Source organism: Citrobacter sp. B72 (genome assembly GCF_016894305.1).
GTDB classification, from domain to species: Bacteria; Pseudomonadota; Gammaproteobacteria; order Enterobacterales; family Enterobacteriaceae; genus Citrobacter; species Citrobacter portucalensis.
On the sequence record NZ_CP069801.1, the window covers coordinates 3302927 to 3322030 of the forward strand.

The window sequence follows — 19104 nt, forward strand, 5'->3', positions numbered from 1 at the left end:
ATAAAGCTAATAATGGGAGAGCAATAGCTCTCCTTTTTAATTTTATCATCCCAAAAACGGTATGATGGCATACAGTAAAGATGAGAATAACAAAGGGATGGCATAATGGCGCACTCGTATACTCATACTTCTTCTGAGCAACCCAAGGACAATAATGCCCGCCGCTTGATGTTTGCATTCTGCATTACAGCCGGATTTATGTTGGTTGAAGTGGTGGGTGGAATACTTTCAGGTTCACTGGCCTTGTTGGCCGATGCCGGGCATATGCTCACTGATGCCGCAGCGCTCCTTTTTGCGCTACTGGCCGTCCGGTTTTCCCATCGCCCGCCCACAATACGACACACCTTCGGCTGGCTGAGGCTCACGACACTGGCCGCGTTTGTTAATGCCATCGCATTGGTCGTGATCACCATTTTAATCGTCTGGGAAGCCATTGAGCGCTTCCATACGCCCCGCCCCGTGGCTGGCGGCATGATGATGGTTATAGCTGTCGCGGGTTTACTGGCTAACGTGCTGGCTTTTTGGGTTCTACACCGCGGCAGTGAGGAGAAAAACCTAAACGTCCGCGCCGCGGCACTACATGTGATGGGCGATTTACTCGGCTCGGTCGGGGCGATCATCGCTGCGCTGATTATTATCTGGACGGGCTGGACGCCTGCGGACCCGATTCTCTCGATTCTGGTTTCCGTGCTGGTACTGCGTAGCGCCTGGCGACTGTTAAAGGATAGCGTTAATGAATTACTGGAAGGCGCCCCGCTGACGCTGGATATCGCCGCACTGCAGCGCCATCTCAGCCGGGATATCCCCGAAGTCCGCAATGTGCACCATGTCCATGTCTGGATGGTGGGTGAAAAACCGGTAATGACGCTGCATGTGCAGGTGGTCCCGCCGCACGATCACGACGCGCTGCTGGAGCGTATTCAGCATTTCCTTATCCATCACTACCAGATTGAACACGCCACGATCCAGATGGAGTATCAGCCGTGTAATGGGCCGGACTGCCACCTGTATCAGGGGGTATCCGGCCATTCACACCATCACCATTAATGGGACAGCGCGTGGGAACCCCGCTCGCGCGCGCTGTTAATCCACATCCTGCTACCGTTCAGGGCGATAACCGTCAGGATCACATATTCCAGCGACATGGCATATACGCCTTGCAGGGCGAAAATCACTACGCTTATTACGTTAATGATCACCCACAGCAGCCAGTTTTCAACGTACTTACGCGTCATCAGGATCATCGCCGCAATCGACAACACCATCATGCAGGAGTCCCAGAACGGGAATGCATCGGGTTGCAACTCAGGCACAACAACCTGCAATCCTAATGCCTGCATAATGTTCACCGCAATGCGGGTCAGGAACGCAAAGACCAGATCGATATAGACCGACATCAGGCCGATCGCCACCACGCAAGCCGCCAGCCAGCCGATCGCTTTTGGTAACGGCAGCCAGCGAATTTTCAGTTCCGCTTCATGCTGGTTGGTTTGCCTGGACCAGGCATACCAGCCGTAGATGTTGGCGGCAAAGAAGAAAACTTGCAGCAACAGGCTTGCATAGAGCTGGATCTGAAAGAAGATAATCGCAAACAGCGTGACGTTTATCAGGCCGAAGAAGTAATTGCTGATTTTCTCAAGGCTCGCCAGGCCAATACACAGCAACCCAGCGATCGTCCCCACAGCTTCGATCCACGACAGATCGTAACCGCCAGCGCCAATCGGAATATGTACCAGAATGTTCTGCGTGCTAAAAAAGTCCATCTTTTCCCCCAGAGCAAAAATAGTAATTAAGCTCGAAGTGTAGCCGCAAATTCCAACATGCGGTTTAACGGCAACAACGCCCCTTCTCGCAGCGCAGCATCAACATGTATCTCATGAGCCGCTCCGCCTTGTTCCAGGCCCTCAGCAATCGCCTTGAGGCCGTTCATCGCCATCCACGGACAATGCGCACAGCTGCGGCAGGTTGCCCCCTCACCAGCCGTCGGCGCTTCAAGCAATTCTTTATCCGGAACGGCCTGCTGCATTTTGTAAAATATGCCCCGGTCAGTCGCCACAATCAGCCGTTGATGCGGTAACGATTTAGCGGCATTGATTAACTGGCTGGTTGAGCCAACCGCATCGGCCATATCAACGATAGACTGAGGGGACTCCGGGTGCACCAACACCGCTGCATCAGGGTAAAGCCCCTTCATGCGTGTTAAAGCCTGAGTCTTAAATTCGTCGTGGACGATACAGGCCCCCTGCCAACAAAGAACGTCTGCACCGGTCTGTTTTTGGACGTAGTTGCCCAGATGTCTGTCCGGAGCCCAGATGATTTTTTCACCTAAACTATCAATATGCTCAATAAGTTCTACCGCGATACTGGATGTGACGACCCAGTCCGCACGTGCTTTAACGGCGGCTGAGGTATTGGCGTAAACCACCACGGTACGATCGGGGTGCGCATCGCAAAACGCGCTGAACGCATCAATCGGACAGCCCAGATCTAATGAGCATTCCGCCTGTAGGGTCGGCATCAGGATGGTCTTTTCCGGGCTGAGGATTTTGGCGGTTTCCCCCATAAACCTCACGCCTGCAACCAACAGCGTAGAGGCAGAATGTTTTGAGCCGAAACGCGCCATCTCCAGAGAATCAGAAATACAACCACCGGTCTCTTCGGCCAACTGCTGAATTTCGGGATCGGTGTAATAGTGCGCGACCATAACGGCATCACGCTCTTTCAGCAGGCGCTTGATTTTTTCACGATAAAATTGCTTTTCATCCACACTCAGCGGGGCTGGCTTCGGTGGAAACGGATAAATTGCTGCTTCTGGATCAAACATCACGCTCATCTTGCTTTCTCGTTTTACTGGCTGAACGAAATAACCGATTAAAAGCGTGACGCACGCCGTATTCGGTTAGATTTGTTTTATATGCTAAACAAGATAGCGGATTGGCGTAAGAAAGTCACAATAATTGCGTGTGAGGAATGCCGGAAGGCGACTGACGTCTTATCCGGCCAACGTGAATAGTGTCGTCTGTAGGACTGATAAGCAAAGCGCATCAGGCAGCAGCTTCGAATCTTATAAATCGCAGATAGCAAAAAGGCGCCTTTAGGGCGCCTTTTTACACTGGTGGGGCGTGCAGGATGACTCGCTTTGCTCGCCCTCCGGGCCGTCGCCGTAAACGGCTCCGTTGTCTCACTACGTGAGACCCGAACCTGCTGCAGGTTCGAATCGTTAATTCTGCGCATAGCAAAAAGGCGCCTTTAGGGCGCCTTTTTACACTGGTGGGGCGTGCAGGATTCGAACCTGCGACCAATTGATTAAAAGTCAACTGCTCTACCAACTGAGCTAACGCCCCCTTATGGGGTTTACTTCTTAATACTTTCAGGATGGTGGGTCGTGCAGGATTCGAACCTGCGACCAATTGATTAAAAGTCAACTGCTCTACCAACTGAGCTAACGACCCGCTCGGGTATAACCTGAAAATTTTTACTCGGTGCCACCAATAAATTGGTGGGGCGTGCAGGATTCGAACCTGCGACCAATTGATTAAAAGTCAACTGCTCTACCAACTGAGCTAACGCCCCGAGTGGTGGGTGATGACGGGATCGAACCGCCGACCCCCTCCTTGTAAGGGAGGTGCTCTCCCAGCTGAGCTAATCACCCGATACTGCGCTGGATACTACTTACTAACTAACTAAGTTAGTGGTGGGTCGTGCAGGATGACTCGACTTCGTCTCGCCCTACGGGCCGTTGCTTACGCAACGTTATCCTTCACGTTTTACTATCGCGTTCCACCAGAACGATTGGTGGGTCGTGCAGGATTCGAACCTGCGACCAATTGATTAAAAGTCAACTGCTCTACCAACTGAGCTAACGACCCACTTTTTTTGCCGCTTTCGGGCTGTTTGATATCCCTTGGCAACGGCGGCATATATTACTGATTTCAGATTTTAGCGCAACAAAAATTTCGATGTAAATAACTCAACTGCTTAGGAATCACACGACGCGACCAGAATTAAAACGATTTCTGGTCGCATGGTGTTCATTACATCGCGCCAAGGCGTTTTTGCGCTTGTTTCGCGCCATCAGTGCCAGGGTATTTAGTGATAACCTGCTGATAAACGGCTTTCGCTTTCTCTTTATCACCTTTGTCCTGCATGATGACGCCGACTTTATACATCGCGTCTGCAGCCTTTGGTGATTTCGGGAAGTTTTTGACTACTGAAGCAAAATAGAACGCTGCATCATCTTTTTTCCCCTTGTTGTAATTCAACTGACCCAGCCAGTAATTCGCATTTGGCAGGTAAGTTGAGTCTGGGTACTTTTTAATGAAGTTCTGAAATGCTTCAATCGCGTCATCCTGGCGGGATTTATCCTGCACCAGAGCAATGGCCGCATTGTAATCGGTATTCGCATCGCCAGTTTGTACCGGAGCACCTGACGCTGCCGCTGCACCCGCATCAGGTGCAGGGGTTGCTGCTGCCCCGCTCTGATCGCCGCCCGCAGATTGCGCCGCAGGTGCACTACCGCTGCCAAGATTATTCATCTGCAGCAATATCTGCTTCTGGCGTTCAACAACCTGATTCAGTTGATACTGATTTTCCTGAATTTGACCGCGCAGGGAATCAATATCGGACTGATTATCGGAGAGTTGTTGCTGGAGTTGGGTTAAAAGCTGACTGTGAGCGTTAGAAATACGCTCGAGTTGAGTGACACGGTCTTCGACCGAGCCAGAGCCGACACTACTGATTGGCGCCTGTGCAAAAGCGGCCCAGGGGGCCGCTATGCCAACCAGTAACGACAGACTCAACAGATGATGTCTGAAGTTACTGCTCATGCAATTCTCTTAGTAAACCAGTACGGCGCGACGGTTTTTGGCGTAAGCCGCTTCGTCATGACCCAGTACTGCAGGTTTTTCTTTACCGTAAGAAACGATGGAGATCTGGTCAGCAGAAACGCCTTTACCCTGCAGGTACATCTTAACGGCGTTCGCACGACGCTCACCCAGGGAGATGTTGTACTCAGGAGTACCACGTTCGTCCGCATGACCTTCTACGGTGACTTTGTAAGACGGGTTGCTACGCAGGAAGTTAGCGTGAGCATCCAGCATTGCAGCGAAGTCAGAACGGATATCGTACTTGTCCAGATCGAAGTAAACGATGTTGTTCTGCTGCAGCTGTTGCATCTGAAGACGCGCTTGCTCTTCAGAAGACATGTTGCCGCTGCCGTTTGCATCCATACCAGTGCCGGCACCCAGCATGCCTTCGCTGCCGTCATTGCTGGCGTTCTTGTTAGAAGAACACGCTGCAATAGCCATAACAGGCAGAGCAATCATCAGCCCTTTCAGCACTTTGTTCAGTTGCATTTCAATGATTCCTTTATTAATCAATTATTTATTATCACAGATACGGCGACCAGGCAGGGAATTTAACCTGTCCATCAGTTGCCGGAAGACGCGCTTTGAAACGCCCATCTGTAGAAACCAAATTCAGCACGGATCCCATCCCCTGAGAAGAGCTGTAGATTACCATAGTGCCGTTAGGTGCCAGACTTGGCGTTTCGTCCAGGAACGTTGACGACAGAACTTGTACGCCACCCGCTACCAGATCTTGTTTGGCAATGTGTTGCTGACCGTTCGCCGAGCTTACCATTACCATAAATTTACCGTCGCTGCTCACATCCGCATCCTGGTTTTGCGAACCTTCCCAGGTAATGCGCTGCGGAGCACCGCCGTTGACGTTAACTTTATATACCTGCGGACGACCGGCCTGGTCAGACGTAAAGGCCAGGTTTTGGCTGTCCGGGAACCAGGTAGGTTCCGTGTTGTTGCTACGACCATCCGTCACCTGACGGATCTGACCGGAACCAATGTCCATGACATACAGGTTCAGGCTACCGGTTTTAGACAGGGCAAACGCCAGTTTGCTGCCATCCGGAGAAAACGCAGGCGCACCGTTGTGACGTGGGAACGAGGCTACCTGACGAACCGCGCCGTTAGACAGTGTCTGAATAACCAGTGCTGAACGACCGCTTTCGAAGGTAACGTACGCCAGTTTTGAACCGTCCGGGGACCACGCCGGAGACATCAACGGCTGCGGAGAACGGTGTACCACGAACTGGTTGTAACCATCGTAGTCGGACACACGTAATTCGTACGGGAACTGACCACCGTTGGTCTGAACAACATAAGCGATACGGGTACGGAATGCACCTTTAATGCCGGTCAGTTTTTCAAACACTTCGTCACTTGCAGTATGGCCCGCGTAACGCAGCCACTGCTTGTTCACTTTATAGGTGTTCTGTGCCAGTACGGTACCCGGTGCGCCACCGGTGTCAACCAGCTGATAGGCAACGCTGTAAGAACCATCCGGGTTCGGCGTAACCTGGCCGACGACTACGGCATCAATGCCCAGCGCAGACCAAGCGGCAGGTTGAACTTCCTGCGCGGTACCGGGCTGCTGAGGCAGACGAGAACGGTCTAACGGGTTAAATTTACCGCTGTTACGCAGGTCAGCACCTACGATACCACCGATATCTTCAGGTGCAGCACCCGGTCCTGCCCACTGGAAGGGGACAACACCAATCGGGCGCGCCGAGTCCACCCCCTGGGTGATCTCGATACGTACTTCTGCGTGCAGCACCGCTGCCCACAGCATCAGAAAACCAAATGCTACTCGTAATGCCTGCTTCATCATATCTCCCTTATCTGGACGGAAAGCCCACGATAATTTAGCAGAATGTTAACAAACTCAAATACACAAAACTACCAGAACTCTGTCTCAACCTTAGACCGTTTCCCCTGATTTCTCAGGGGTCGTTATTACAGTTTGAAGTCCAGTTTGGCATCTTTTACTTTTTCATAAACTGCCTGGCTAGGCGGTTTAGGAATTCTGGCGGTTTTCGCAGCCGTCAGCGCAGCCTGACACAATGCCGGATCCCCGCCCTCTTCGGTCACATCCAGTAACAGACCATCGGGTGCTAACTTGATATGTAATACGCAAGATTTACCTGCATACAAATCTGCACCATACAGACGGCTCTGGATCGCATTACGAATTTGAGATGCGTAAGCACTGATATCAGCGCCAGATGCACCGCCATTGGCACCACTTGTACCACTATCTTTCGCCGGTTGGCCGTTTCCTTTCGCTCCACCGCCCGATTTCGGTGCATTCTTACCAGAGCTCAGGTCGCCCAACAAGTCGTCAACGCCAGAGGCTGCAGCGGCTTTTTCGGCCGCAGCCTTTTTAGCAGCAGCTGCTTTATCTGCCGCAGCTTTCTTATCGGCAGCGGCTTTCTCAGCTGCAGCTTTTTTGTCTGCCGCTGCTTTTTCTGCAGCGGCTTTCTTATCAGCCGCCGCTTTTTCAGCAGCGGCAGCTTTCGCGGCAGCAGCTTTTTCTGCTTTCTCAGCAGCAGCTTTCTCGGCTGCTGCTTGCTTAGCGGCCTCAGCCTGTGCTTTCTTCGCAGCGTCCGCAGCTGCCTTAGCAGCTTGTGCTTCTGCAGCTTTCTTCGCATCAGCGGCGGCTTTAGCGGCTTCAGCCTCAGCTTTTTTCTGTGCGTCTGCAGCGGCTTTCTTCGCGGCATCTGCCGCTTGCTTAGCCTGAGCATCAGCTTTAGCCTTCGCGTCTGCAGCAGCCTTCGCCGCAGCCTCTTCAGCCTGTTTCTGTTGCTCTTGCGCTTTCGCTGCGGCGGCTTCAGCTTGCTTCTGCTGTTCCGCCTGTTCGCGCACTTTTTCCTGCGCGGCTAAACGTTCTTTTTCCAGCTGCTTCAGTCGCTCTTGCTCAGCTGCCTGCTTCTCGCGAAGTTCTTCAGCTTGCTGCTGCGCCTGCTTTTCACGCTGCTCTTCAGCGCGTTTCGCACTTGCCTGCTGTTGCTGCTGCCTGTCGTACTGTTGCACAACGGCGCCAGGATCGACCATAACGGCGTCGATGGACGAACCGCCACCGCCGCCGGCTGAAGCATCAATGTGCTCATCGAACGAACTCCAGATCAGCGCTGCAAATAAAATGACATGCAGCACCGCTGAAATAATTATCGCCCTTTTGAGCTTGTCGTTTTGTTCGGTTGCCTTTGACACTCTCGGTTCCCAAAAAACTGTTCGCCTGTTACGTGCTATCTTTCAAGCCAGCAAAACGCAGTCATCAGATTGGCTGCGTCATCAAGCCAACCGATTTTACGCCTGCACTGTGTAACAAGTTCAGCGCTTTAATTATTTCATCATAAGGCACGTCTTTCGCACCACCGATTAAAAAGACCGTTTTCGGATTGGTCTGCAGGCGGCTTTTCGCTTCCGCAATAACCTGCTCCGGTGGTAGTTGATCCATACGATCTTTCTCAACCACCACGCTGTATTGCCCAATACCGGAAACTTCAATAATGACCGGGGGTTCGTCGTTACTGCTGACGGCTTGCGACTCGGTCGCATCCGGCAGGTCGACTTCCACACTCTGCGTAATGATCGGTGCGGTTGCCATAAAGATCAGCAACAGCACCAGCAGTACGTCGAGCAGCGGTACAATATTGATTTCGGACTTGAGTTCGCGACGACCTCGTCCACGCGTTCTGGCCATGGCTTACCCCTTGTTGCTCTCGCTAACGGTAAACGCCTGGCGGTGCAGAATCGCGGTGAACTCTTCCATAAAGTTGTCGTAATTCAGTTCCAGTTTGTTCACGCGCTGGTTCAGACGGTTGTAGGCCATAACCGCCGGGATTGCCGCAAACAGACCGATAGCCGTTGCAATCAACGCTTCTGCGATACCCGGTGCGACCATTTGCAGCGTCGCCTGTTTTACCGCGCCCAGCGCGATAAATGCGTGCATGATCCCCCAAACGGTACCGAACAGACCGATATACGGGCTGATGGAGCCAACGGTGCCGAGGAATGGAATATGCGTTTCCAGCGTTTCCAGTTCACGGTTCATCGAGATACGCATCGCACGGGAAGCCCCCTCAACGACCGCTTCCGGCGCGTGGCTATTTGCTCGATGCAAACGCGCAAATTCCTTGAATCCGCTATAGAAAATTTGTTCCGAGCCCGCCAAATTATCACGACGCCCCTGGCTTTCCTGGTACAGGCGCGACAATTCAATGCCGGACCAGAACTTGTCTTCAAATGCTTCGGCTTCACGTGAAGCAGCATTAAGAATACGGGTCCGTTGGATGATGATGGCCCAGGATGCGATTGAGAAACCAATCAAAATCAACATGATAAGTTTAACCAGAAGGCTTGCCTTCAGGAACAAATCAAGGATATTCATGTCAGTCACTGCTTAAACTCCGCGACAATAGACTTGGGAAGCGCACGAGGCTTCATTTTGAGTGGATCAACGCAAACAATCAGAACTTCGGCCTCATTCAGCACGGTGTTCTCTGCGTTGACAATGCGTTGCGTGAAAACCAATGAGGTGCCACGCATTGACGTAATTTCGGTTTGAACTTCGAGCATATCGTCGAGCCGGGCAGGCGCAAAATACTCGAGGGTCATCTTGCGCACCACAAAGGCTACACGTTCGGCCAACAGGACCTGCTGACTGAAGTGATGATGACGAAGCATTTCTGTGCGTGCTCTTTCATAAAAAGCGACGTAACTGGCGTGGTAAACCACCCCACCGGCATCGGTATCTTCATAATAGACACGAACCGGCCATCGAAACATATACTTATTCATTCCTACTGCCTCTTTGTTGGCTTCGCCCACTCACACCAGTTACTTACCTTTGTAAGCGTCTGGTGATTCGCGTTCTTGCCGCCGCGATGCATCAAGAATGTCGTTGTATATCGCGCTGTCTTCACTGTACATCCCGGTAATGCAATTAGGTTGTATCCTGTGGTTGTTCGCGGATGGCGCTGACGAAAATTTTTGCACAGAACAAGGCGCGAGTGGCGAAGTTTGGTAATTCCAAACAAGACGCAAGTAACGCAGTACTGTGCAAAAAGATTCTCAGCCCTTCGGGACGCGTTCCATCAGGATGTTCTCTGTGTTGTCGCACTTGGACATAGTTCTACTATGTCCAGCGCACTCCGCCTTGATAACGTCCTGATGGTACAGCGTCGCCACCGCACACAACCACAGGGCACAACCTCAGGTTAGTGCTTTCAAACTTCGCTACTATACGCGCGGGAATGGTGCTTTGGAATGGGGGAAAGTAAACGGAGAGTAAAAAATTATGGGCTTATGCAAGCCCATAAATATTTAAGGATGTTTCTTATTCAAAAGAAGAAGAAAAACAGTCCAACAACGAGGACGATATCCGCGATCAGCGGGCAGAAGATACCCTGCCAGTGTACGGCACGAGGACGGAAGCCAACGCCGTGAATAATGCCTGCGCAGACTGCCCACATCAGCAGGAAACCATGCCAGATTTCAAGCTCGCTGGTTTTGGCCGCGAAACGAGACGGATCCCAGAATATGCAGCCAGCCAACACGATTGCCAGCACAAATGAAAGCGCCCGCAAGGGGCGCTTGTCCATCGCGTTGTATACCATCGCGATAATGTTGGTCATTAGCTATCTTCTTGCCCGGCTTTGCCTGATTCAACGTGCTCAAGCGCCAGCGCTGTGATTATCCCAAATGCACAGGCAAGAAGCGTTCCCAAAATCCATGCGAAATACCACATTTTAAGCTCCTTACTTAGTACAGAGAGTGGGTGTTGCTTTCAATATCTTCTTTAGTGATGCGACCGAACATCTTCCAGTAACACCAGCTGGTGTACAGCAGAATAATCGGTACAAACACCGCCGCGACCCAGGTCATCAGATTCAATGTACGCTGGCTGGAGGTGGCATCCCACATGGTCAAACTTGCGTTCATCATGGTGCTGGATGGCATCACAAACGGGAACATTGCGATACCGGCAGTCAGGATGATGCAGGCTAACGTCAGTGAGGAGAAGACGAACGCCCATGCCCCTTTCTCCATGCGAGAAGTCAGGATGGTCAACAGCGGCAGAACCACGCCCAGAGCAGGAACCAACCACAGGATAGGTGCATTGTTAAAGTTCACCATCCATGCGCCAGCCACACGAGCCACTTCTTTGGTCAGCGGGTTTGAGGCGGCATGGTGATCCAGTGCGGAGGTCACAACATAACCGTCAATACCGTAAATCACCCATACACCGGCCAGCGCGAAGCAGACCAGAGTCACCAGCGCCGCAACCTGTGAAGTTGCACGAGCACGCAGATGCAGTTCACCTACCGTACGCATCTGCAGATAGGTCGCACCCTGGGTGATGATCATCCCAACGCTCACGACACCCGCCAGCAGACCAAACGGATTCAGCAACTGGAAGAAGTTACCGGTGTAGTACAAACGCATATAGTCATCTACGTGGAACGGAACCCCTTGCAGCAGGTTGCCGAACGCCACGCCAATCACCAGCGGTGGCACGAAGCTACCAATGAAGATGCCCCAGTCCCACATGTTGCGCCAGCGCATGTCTTCAATCTTAGAGCGGTAGTCAAAACCGACCGGACGGAAGAACAACGATGCCAGTACCAGAATCATCGCCACATAGAAACCGGAGAACGCAGCGGCATACACCATCGGCCAGGCAGCGAACAGTGCGCCACCCGCGGTGATGAGCCAAACCTGGTTACCGTCCCAGTGCGGGGCGATGGAGTTAATCATAATTCGACGCTCGGTATCATTACGACCGAGGAAACGGGTGAGCATGCCCACCCCCATGTCGAAGCCATCAGTGACTGCAAAACCAATCAGCAGAATGCCAACCAGCAGCCACCAGATAAAACGCAATACTTCATAATCGATCATTTGACGACTCCTGTCTTAGCGTGCCGGCTGAGAAGTCACAGTGGACTGCTCGTAGTGATAACGACCGGTTTTCAGGCTACTCGGCCCAAGGCGTGCGAACTTGAACATCAGATACAGTTCAGCCACCAGGAACAGGGTATACAGGCCGCAAATCAACAGCATCGAGAAGATGAGGTCGCCAGCAGTCAGCGAAGAGTTCGCTACGGCTGTTGGTAACACTTCACCAATCGCCCACGGTTGACGACCGTACTCTGCAACAAACCAACCGGATTCAATAGCAATCCACGGCAGAGGAATCGCATACAGCGCGGTGCGCAGCAGCCATTTTTTCTCACCGATACGGTTACGAAGCACAGTCCAGAAGGACACCGCGATAATTGCCAGCATCAGAATGCCGCATGCCACCATGATACGGAAAGCGAAGTACAGCGGCGCAACGCGAGGAATAGAATCTTTCGTTGCCTGCTGAATTTGCGCTTCGGTCGCGTCGGTAACTTTGTCCGTATAGCGTTTCAACAGCAGACCATAACCCAGGTCTTTCTTCATGCTGTTGAACTGGTCACGAACGGCCTGGTCGGTAGTACCAGCACGCAGTTCTTCCAGCAACTGATACGCTTTCATCCCGTTACGGATACGCTCTTCGTGCTGCACCATCAGATCTTTCAGACCAATGACCGGTGTATCAACAGAGCGGGTGGCAATGATGCCCAGCGCATAAGGAATTTGAATCGCAAAATGGTTTTCCTGCGCATCCTGGTCCGGAATACCGAACAGCGTGAAGGAAGCCGGTGCAGGCTGAGTTTCCCATTCTGCTTCAATCGCAGCGAGTTTGGTTTTCTGCACGTCGCCCATTTCGTAACCAGATTCATCACCCAGAACGATAACAGACAGAATAGCAGCCATACCAAAGCTGGCAGCGATAGCAAAAGAACGTTTAGCAAACGCGAAGTCACGACCGCGCAGCATATAGTAGGAGCTGATACCCAGAACGAACATCGCGCCACATACATAACCAGATGCCACAGTGTGAACAAATTTCACCTGTGCTACCGGGTTGAGCACCAGTTCAGAGAAGCTCAGCATCTCCATACGCATGGTTTCGAAGTTGAAATCCGCTGCGATTGGGTTCTGCATCCAGCCGTTCGCAACCAGAATCCACAACGCGGACAGGTTAGAACCCAGAGCCACCAGCCAAGTGACACACATATGCTGGACTTTACCCAAACGGTCCCAGCCGAAGAAGAACAGACCTACAAAGGTGGATTCGAGGAAGAAGGCCATCAAACCTTCGATCGCCAGCGGCGCACCGAAAATATCCCCTACATAGTGGGAGTAGTAAGACCAGTTAGTCCCGAACTGGAACTCCATGGTCAGACCGGTAGCCACACCCAGAGCGAAGTTGATACCAAACAACTTGCCCCAGAACTTGGTCATATCTTTATAAATCTGTTTGCCGGAAAGGACGTAGACCGTTTCCATGATGGCCAACAAGAACGCCATACCGAGCGTCAGTGGCACAAACAGGAAGTGGTACATCGCGGTCAAGGCAAACTGTAAGCGCGACAGTTCGACTATATCTAACATCATGACTCCTTGCTCATCGCATGAAGACTCCGAGAGTGAACCCCGTTAGAAAGGGTCACACGCATGCCCCAATACAAATTTATCTGCTTCCTTCCGCCGCTACCCTTTCCTCTCATTTGAAGAAAGGACAATGATGAAAGGTTACAAACATGTTAATAAAACACTCAAATTGATCCCGCAATTATATTACGCCGTAAAATCCTTACAATAAACAGGTTTTTATCGAGACAAATTTGCATTTTTCGATAGTGATCAATTTATAGCTAATTTACCACTTTCAGACCAATTTGATCTGAAGCAATTTAACCTCTTTTGGTGCTGTTTTCCAAGTTTTAAACATTGATTTAAATCAATTTTCAAATTTAATGTTAATAGTGTTTAGCACTCACGCTACTAGTAAACGCGATGTTAACAACATGTTTTTCAATGAGTAATTGCCGTTACTACAAATGATAGGATATTTATTTAAATGTACACGATCTTTTAACCAGCCCGGCTGACAAAATTGATAGCAGATAAAGAATCACTAATGCTGGGTAGCTCACAGTTTTTTGTTTAGCAAGTCATGGATTTGTTATTTCATACAAATTGTTCATTTAAATTTTACTTATAATTAACACCTAGATGTAACTATCTCAACTGGAAGCGAAAACGTTCCACAATGACCGATGCATTGCGTTTGTCGTTCTGCGAGAGAACGCTGACGTTTCGCTTAAATCATCACTGAAAGTTATCATTAACACCCCCTCCTCTCTTATGTGGCAAAGATTAAATATGCCACAAACATTTCCTTATCATTTTTATCCTAAATTTAACAAAAATGAATTGTGACATATAAGATTAAAAAATAAAAAACCGTTATGTCGTTCACAAGTTAATTAGTAATTGGGATTTTTGAAATTATTTAAAACACGTCATAAATGGCGCGCATAACAAAATAAGATTTCGATCACAAACATGGCAAGTCATTTATTACCCAATTCCCTAATAAATTAAACAAAGCTAAGAAAAGATAACCCATCACATTGATTATGAACGTATTTTATAGATGGCAAATATAACAATCATTTTTCTCAGGATATTTTGAAAATAGATCAATTGCTTCCTTTTTCGCTTCCACAGAAACTCCAACCCTATTAAGAGGTTGTCACAATCCATGTTCTAAATATTAGAAAATAATTTCACTTATTGACCATCAGCCCTACAGAGGATTACCCATGAAGAAATCTACACTTGTTATTGGCGTCATCGGTGCTGACTGCCATGCAGTAGGTAATAAAGTTCTGGATCGCGTTTTTACTGCTCATGATTTTCACGTAATCAACCTCGGGGTGATGGTGAGCCAGGATGAATATATTGATGCTGCGATTGAAACAGGCGCCGATGCCATCGTGGTGTCCTCTATCTACGGTCATGGCGACATTGACTGCCTCGGACTACGTGAGCGCTGCATCGAACGCGGCCTTGGCGACATTCTGCTGTACGTCGGCGGCAACCTGGTCGTCGGTAAACATGACTTCGCCGACGTGGAAGTGAAGTTTAAAGAGATGGGCTTTAACCGGGTCTTCGCCCCCAGCCACGATCTGGAAGATGTTTGCGCGCTTATCACTAATGATATTCACCAACACAATGGCCTCGAACAGCGTTGCCTGGAAGAGGCCATCTGATGCAAACAGTTTCTGTCGATATCGGCTCGACATGGACCAAGGCAGCCCTCTTCGCACATGAAGGCGAGGAATTAACCCTGGTAAACCATGTCCTGACCCCAACCACCACACATCATCTGGCAGACGGTTTTTTTGCCAGCCTGAATCAGGTGCTGAATGTTGCCGATGCTCGCCCGTTACTGAAAAGTGGTGAAGTGCAGTTGAAATACTCCTCCTCAGCGAAAGGTGGGCTCGCCGTTGCAGCAATGGGGCTGGTGCCTTCCATTACGCTGGAGTCGGCAAAAGTTACCGCCCATTCGGCAGGAGCGAAAATCGCGCAATATTATTCGTACAAGCTGAACCGTCATGACATCCAGGAGCTGGAATCATCACCGCCAGACATTCTGTTGTTTACCGGCGGGACAGACGGTGGCGAAGAAAGTTACGGCCTGGCGAATGCACACGCGCTGGCTGGCTCAAAGCTTGATTGCGCCATTATCTACGCCGGAAACCGGGACATTCAGGACGAAATACAAACGATTCTGGGACATAAGGATCTGACCACGGTAGACAACATTCTGCCGGACCTCGATCACCCGAATCCGTTTGCCGCGCGTCAGGCGATTTGCGATGTGTTCTTGTCACGCATCGTCAAAGGCAAAGGTCTGGACGTTATCGTCGGCGAAACAGGCGAAGAGCCAATGCCGACGCCATGGACGGTATATGAGTTAGTCAAAGCCATTAGCGATTACGACAGCGCATGGAAGGAATTCATGCTGATTGATATGGGCGGAGCCACCACGGATGTCTATTCGGCCAGCGCGAATACCCTCTCCCCCGATACCGTCCTGCATGGTGTTCCTGAACCGTTCGTCAAACGTACCGTTGAAGGCGACCTTGGAATGCGCGTTTCCGCCGTTGTGGTGGGAGAAAGCACGCAGGATATGGTGAAAGTCATCTTCGCCCAGCAGCCACAGCGCGAGGAAGCGTTTTACCGCTATCTACGCCACCTGGTTGGGCAACCGGATTACCTGCCACTCAGCGAGGAAGAGAAATATTTCGACACCCTGCTGGCAGGTTTGTGCGTGGGCTATGCCGCTGAGCGCCACGCGGGCACTAAAAAGCAGGTTTGCACCTGCGTGGGTAATGTGGATTTACAGATGGGTCGCGATCTCACCACCGTACGCAAAGTCGTCGGTTCAGGGGGATGGCTCTCTCGCGCCAGCCAGTTCGATATCCATAACTGGCTCAAATACAGGGAGCTGGACGACCAGGGTAAAAGAATTCTGTTACCGAATCAGTTTGAGTATTACCGCGATTCAAATGGCCTGCTCCCTCTACTGGCAAACGTCGCCAGGCTGTACCCGCAAGCCGCTGCTCGCACCAGCATTCAGTGTTTAACCCTATAAAACTTAAGGCAGCTACGAATGGAACTTCGAAATAAAAAATTGACCCACGACGAATTCATGACCGAAAGGCATCAGGTGTTACAAACCTGGGAAACCGGCAAAGACGTTGAGAACTTCGAAGATGGCGTGAAGTACCAGCAATCAATTCCAGAGAAAAAGCGTTTCTCCCTCGCCCTGCTGAAGGCCGATCAGGAAGGTAAAACTCTGAGCCAGCCGCGCGCAGGTGTGGCATTAATGGATGAGCATATTGCGCTGCTCAAAACATTGCAGGAAGAGTGCGACCTCCTGCCAAGTACTATCGATGCCTATACCCGTCTGAACCGCTATGAAGAAGCCGCTGTCGGGATCCAAAAATCCATCGAAGCAGGTACTTCCAAGCTGAATGGTTTACCGGTCGTCAATCACGGGGTTGCTGCCTGCCGTCGTATGACTGAATCATTGGATAAACCGATCCAGGTTCGCCACGGTACACCGGATGCGCGTCTGCTGGCAGAAATCGCCATGGCCAGTGGCTTTACCAGCTACGAAGGCGGCGGTATCTCCTACAACATCCCTTACGCCAAACGCGTCACCCTGGAAAAATCCATCCGCGACTGGCAGTACTGTGACCGTCTGATGGGTCTGTACGAAGAGAACGGCATTCGCATCAACCGTGAACCGTTTGGTCCGCTGACCGGCACGCTAATCCCGCCGTTCATGTCCCACTCAGTCGCGATTATCGAAGGTCTGCTGGCGCTGGAGCAGGGCGTGAAGTCTATTACCGTCGGTTACGGCCAGGTCGGTAGCCTGACACAGGATATCGCTGCTATTCAGGCACTGCGTGAACTGTCCCACGAATACTTCCATAACCATGGCTTCGACGATTACGAGCTGAGCACCGTTTTCCACCAGTGGATGGGCGGATTCCCGGAAGATGAAGCAAAAGCCTTCTCCGTTATCGCCTGGGGCGCAGCGGTTGCCGGTATGTCTGGTGCCACAAAAGTCATTACCAAAAGTCCGCACGAAGCATTCGGTATCCCAACCGCGGCAGCTAACGCCCAGGGTCTGAAAGCGTCACGCCAGATGCTCAACATGGTCAGCGATCAGAAATTCCCGCAGTGCGCTGCCGTGGAGCAGGAAGTTGACCTGATTAAGAGCGAAGTCCGCGCGGTATTGAAGAAAGTCTTCGAACTGGGCAATGGCGACATTGCGCGCGGTACGGTGCTGGCCTTTGAAGCTGGCGTGCTGGATGTGCCTTTCGCTCCTGCCGCCTGTAACGCCGGTAAGATCCTGCCTGTTCGCGATAACACAGGCGCAATCCGTATTCTTGAAGCCGGTGCCGTGCCGCTGCCGAAAGATATTCTCGCCCTGCACCACGACTACGTTGCAGAGCGCGCACATTTCGAAGGTCGCAAGCCTTCTTTCCAGATGGTCATTGATGACATCAACGCCGTATCCCACAGTAAATTAATAGGAAGACCATAATGAAAATTAAACAGGCCCTTTTCACAGCTGGCTACTCCTCATTTTATTTTGACGATCAGCAGGCCATCAAAAACGGCGCCGGTCATGACGGGTTTATCTATACCGGCGATCCGGTAACGCCTGGATTTACGTCTGTTCGTCAGGCGGGTGAATGTGTTTCCGTACAGCTGATTCTGGAAAACGGTGCGGTAGCTGTGGGCGATTGCGCAGCGGTGCAATATTCAGGTGCAGGCGGTCGTGACCCACTGTTCCTGGCTGAAAACTTCATTCCGTTCCTCAACGACCACATCAAGCCGTTACTGGAAGGCCGTGACGTTGATGCGTTCCTGACCAACGCCCGTTTCTTTGACGAACTGCGTATTGACGGCCATCTGCTGCATACCGCCGTACGTTATGGTCTGTCTCAGGCGCTGCTCGACGCGGCGGCACTGGCTACCGGTCGTCTGAAAGCCGAAGTGGTTTGTGATGAATGGCAACTGCCATGTGTCCCGGAAGCCATTCCGTTATTTGGTCAGAGCGGCGACGACCGTTATATCGCCGTCGACAAGATGATCCTCAAAGGTGTGGATGTCCTGCCGCATGCGCTGATCAATAACGTTGAAGAGAAGCTGGGCTTTAAAGGTGAAAAACTGCGTGAGTACGTCCGCTGGTTGTCTAACCGCATCCTGAGCCTGCGCACCAACGAAAGCTATCACCCGACGCTGCACATTGATGTCTACGGCACCATCGGTCTGATCTTCGATATGGATCCAGTGCGTTGCGCCGAATACATCGCCAGCCTGGAAGCCGAAGCGCAAGGCCTGCCGCTGTACATTGAAGGTCCGGTTGATGCCGGTAACAAGCCGGATCAGATCCGCATGTTAACCGAGATCACTCAGGAGCTGACTCGCCTAGGTTCCGGCGTGAAAATCGTTGCGGATGAATGGTGTAACACCTATCAGGACATCGTGGACTTCACCGACGCGGGCAGCTGCCACATGGTGCAGATTAAAACCCCGGACTTGGGCGGCATTCACAACATCGTTGATGCAGTGCTGTATTGCAACAAACACGGAATGGAAGCCTATCAGGGCGGTACCTGTAACGAAACGGAAATCAGTGCTCGTACCTGCGTACACGTCGCGCTGGCCGCGCGTCCAATGCGCATGCTGATCAAACCGGGTATGGGTTTCGATGAAGGTCTCAACATCGTGTTTAACGAAATGAACCGCACCATCGCGCTGTTGCAAACTAAGGATTAAG

Annotated in this window: 18 protein-coding genes, 5 tRNA genes and 1 other RNA gene; 5 read left to right on the forward strand and 19 right to left on the reverse strand. The window is 51.3% G+C overall.

Translation table 11 applies throughout. The annotated features are described in order from the left end of the window. The first annotated feature begins 105 nt into the window (after positions 1 to 105). Complete coding sequence (gene zitB, locus JQN59_RS15795) at positions 106 to 1047, forward strand: CDF family zinc transporter ZitB (RefSeq protein WP_048214652.1); 942 nt, start codon at positions 106 to 108, stop codon at positions 1045 to 1047. On the opposite strand, the gene pnuC is transcribed toward zitB, so the two are convergent. The 19 genes from pnuC to cydA form a co-directional block, all read right to left on the reverse strand. Then, entirely contained in the window at positions 1044 to 1763 is a 720-nt protein-coding gene (gene pnuC / locus JQN59_RS15800; protein WP_048214653.1) for a nicotinamide riboside transporter PnuC, read from the reverse strand. The genes zitB and pnuC overlap by 4 nt on opposite strands. Before the next feature lie 26 nt (positions 1764 to 1789). After that, positions 1790 to 2833 carry a quinolinate synthase NadA gene (gene nadA / locus JQN59_RS15805; protein ID WP_149607109.1) on the reverse strand — a complete coding sequence of 348 codons (1044 nt, stop codon included), beginning with the start codon at positions 2831 to 2833 and terminating at the stop codon, positions 1790 to 1792. 280 nt (positions 2834 to 3113) lie between these two features. After that, a non-coding RNA gene (locus JQN59_RS15810) (RtT sRNA) lies at positions 3114 to 3246 on the reverse strand. A 22-nt stretch (positions 3247 to 3268) separates the two neighbouring features. Next, positions 3269 to 3344, reverse strand: a tRNA-Lys gene (locus JQN59_RS15815). Positions 3345 to 3376: 32 nt separating this feature from the next. After that, positions 3377 to 3452, reverse strand: a tRNA-Lys gene (locus tag JQN59_RS15820). Positions 3453 to 3497: 45 nt separating this feature from the next. Continuing rightward, positions 3498 to 3573, reverse strand: a tRNA-Lys gene (locus JQN59_RS15825). Between the two features lie 3 nt (positions 3574 to 3576). Further along, positions 3577 to 3652, reverse strand: a tRNA-Val gene (locus JQN59_RS15830). Positions 3653 to 3793: 141 nt separating this feature from the next. Further along, positions 3794 to 3869, reverse strand: a tRNA-Lys gene (locus JQN59_RS15835). Between the two features lie 165 nt (positions 3870 to 4034). Further along, the gene (gene cpoB / locus JQN59_RS15840; protein ID WP_003831441.1) at positions 4035 to 4826 is read right to left on the reverse strand and encodes a cell division protein CpoB; all 792 of its coding nucleotides are present in this window, start codon (positions 4824 to 4826) and stop codon (positions 4035 to 4037) included. 9 nt (positions 4827 to 4835) lie between these two features. Next, the gene (gene pal, locus JQN59_RS15845) at positions 4836 to 5354 is read right to left on the reverse strand and encodes a peptidoglycan-associated lipoprotein Pal (protein WP_003022983.1); all 519 of its coding nucleotides are present in this window, start codon (positions 5352 to 5354) and stop codon (positions 4836 to 4838) included. A gap of 34 nt (positions 5355 to 5388) precedes the next feature. Next, entirely contained in the window at positions 5389 to 6681 is a 1293-nt protein-coding gene (gene tolB / locus JQN59_RS15850) for a Tol-Pal system beta propeller repeat protein TolB (RefSeq protein WP_003022981.1), read from the reverse strand. Between the two features lie 128 nt (positions 6682 to 6809). Next, complete coding sequence (gene tolA, locus JQN59_RS15855) at positions 6810 to 8066, reverse strand: cell envelope integrity protein TolA (RefSeq protein ID WP_008784157.1); 1257 nt, start codon at positions 8064 to 8066, stop codon at positions 6810 to 6812. A 64-nt stretch (positions 8067 to 8130) separates the two neighbouring features. Continuing rightward, entirely contained in the window at positions 8131 to 8559 is a 429-nt protein-coding gene (tolR, locus tag JQN59_RS15860; protein ID WP_003022978.1) for a colicin uptake protein TolR, read from the reverse strand. Between the two features lie 3 nt (positions 8560 to 8562). Further along, complete coding sequence (gene tolQ, locus JQN59_RS15865; protein WP_003022976.1) at positions 8563 to 9255, reverse strand: Tol-Pal system protein TolQ; 693 nt, start codon at positions 9253 to 9255, stop codon at positions 8563 to 8565. Beyond that, positions 9252 to 9656, reverse strand: coding sequence for a tol-pal system-associated acyl-CoA thioesterase (gene ybgC, locus JQN59_RS15870; protein WP_003831439.1), 405 nt, complete (start codon positions 9654 to 9656; stop codon positions 9252 to 9254). The genes tolQ and ybgC overlap by 4 nt, the downstream gene beginning before the upstream one ends. 542 nt (positions 9657 to 10198) lie before the next feature. Beyond that, the gene (ybgE, locus tag JQN59_RS15875; protein WP_048214655.1) at positions 10199 to 10492 is read right to left on the reverse strand and encodes a cyd operon protein YbgE; all 294 of its coding nucleotides are present in this window, start codon (positions 10490 to 10492) and stop codon (positions 10199 to 10201) included. Then, entirely contained in the window at positions 10492 to 10605 is a 114-nt protein-coding gene (gene cydX, locus JQN59_RS15880) for a cytochrome bd-I oxidase subunit CydX (RefSeq protein ID WP_003022970.1), read from the reverse strand. Before cydX ends, ybgE begins: the two co-directional genes overlap by 1 nt. 14 nt (positions 10606 to 10619) lie before the next feature. Next, complete coding sequence (gene cydB / locus JQN59_RS15885) at positions 10620 to 11759, reverse strand: cytochrome d ubiquinol oxidase subunit II (RefSeq protein WP_003831431.1); 1140 nt, start codon at positions 11757 to 11759, stop codon at positions 10620 to 10622. Positions 11760 to 11774: 15 nt separating this feature from the next. Further along, positions 11775 to 13343: a cytochrome ubiquinol oxidase subunit I gene (gene cydA / locus JQN59_RS15890; RefSeq protein WP_008784156.1), complete on the reverse strand. Its 1569-nt coding sequence runs from the start codon at positions 13341 to 13343 to the stop codon at positions 11775 to 11777. 1217 nt (positions 13344 to 14560) lie between these two features. Here cydA and glmS point away from each other — a divergent pair. From glmS to JQN59_RS15910, 4 genes are read left to right on the forward strand one after another with little or no spacing between them, the layout of a single operon-like run. Beyond that, a complete protein-coding gene (gene glmS / locus JQN59_RS15895) occupies positions 14561 to 15010 on the forward strand; it encodes a methylaspartate mutase subunit S (protein ID WP_003022963.1) in 450 nt (149 codons plus the stop codon). After that, on the forward strand, positions 15010 to 16398 hold the full coding sequence (gene glmL, locus JQN59_RS15900; protein ID WP_003831429.1) for a methylaspartate mutase accessory protein GlmL: 1389 nt from the start codon (positions 15010 to 15012) through the stop codon (positions 16396 to 16398). Before glmS ends, glmL begins: the two co-directional genes overlap by 1 nt. Positions 16399 to 16416: 18 nt before the next feature. Further along, on the forward strand, positions 16417 to 17862 hold the full coding sequence (locus JQN59_RS15905) for a methylaspartate mutase subunit E (RefSeq protein ID WP_003831428.1): 1446 nt from the start codon (positions 16417 to 16419) through the stop codon (positions 17860 to 17862). After that, on the forward strand, positions 17862 to 19103 hold the full coding sequence (locus JQN59_RS15910) for a methylaspartate ammonia-lyase (RefSeq protein WP_149608207.1): 1242 nt from the start codon (positions 17862 to 17864) through the stop codon (positions 19101 to 19103). The genes JQN59_RS15905 and JQN59_RS15910 overlap by 1 nt, the downstream gene beginning before the upstream one ends. Position 19104: the final 1 nt, after the last annotated feature.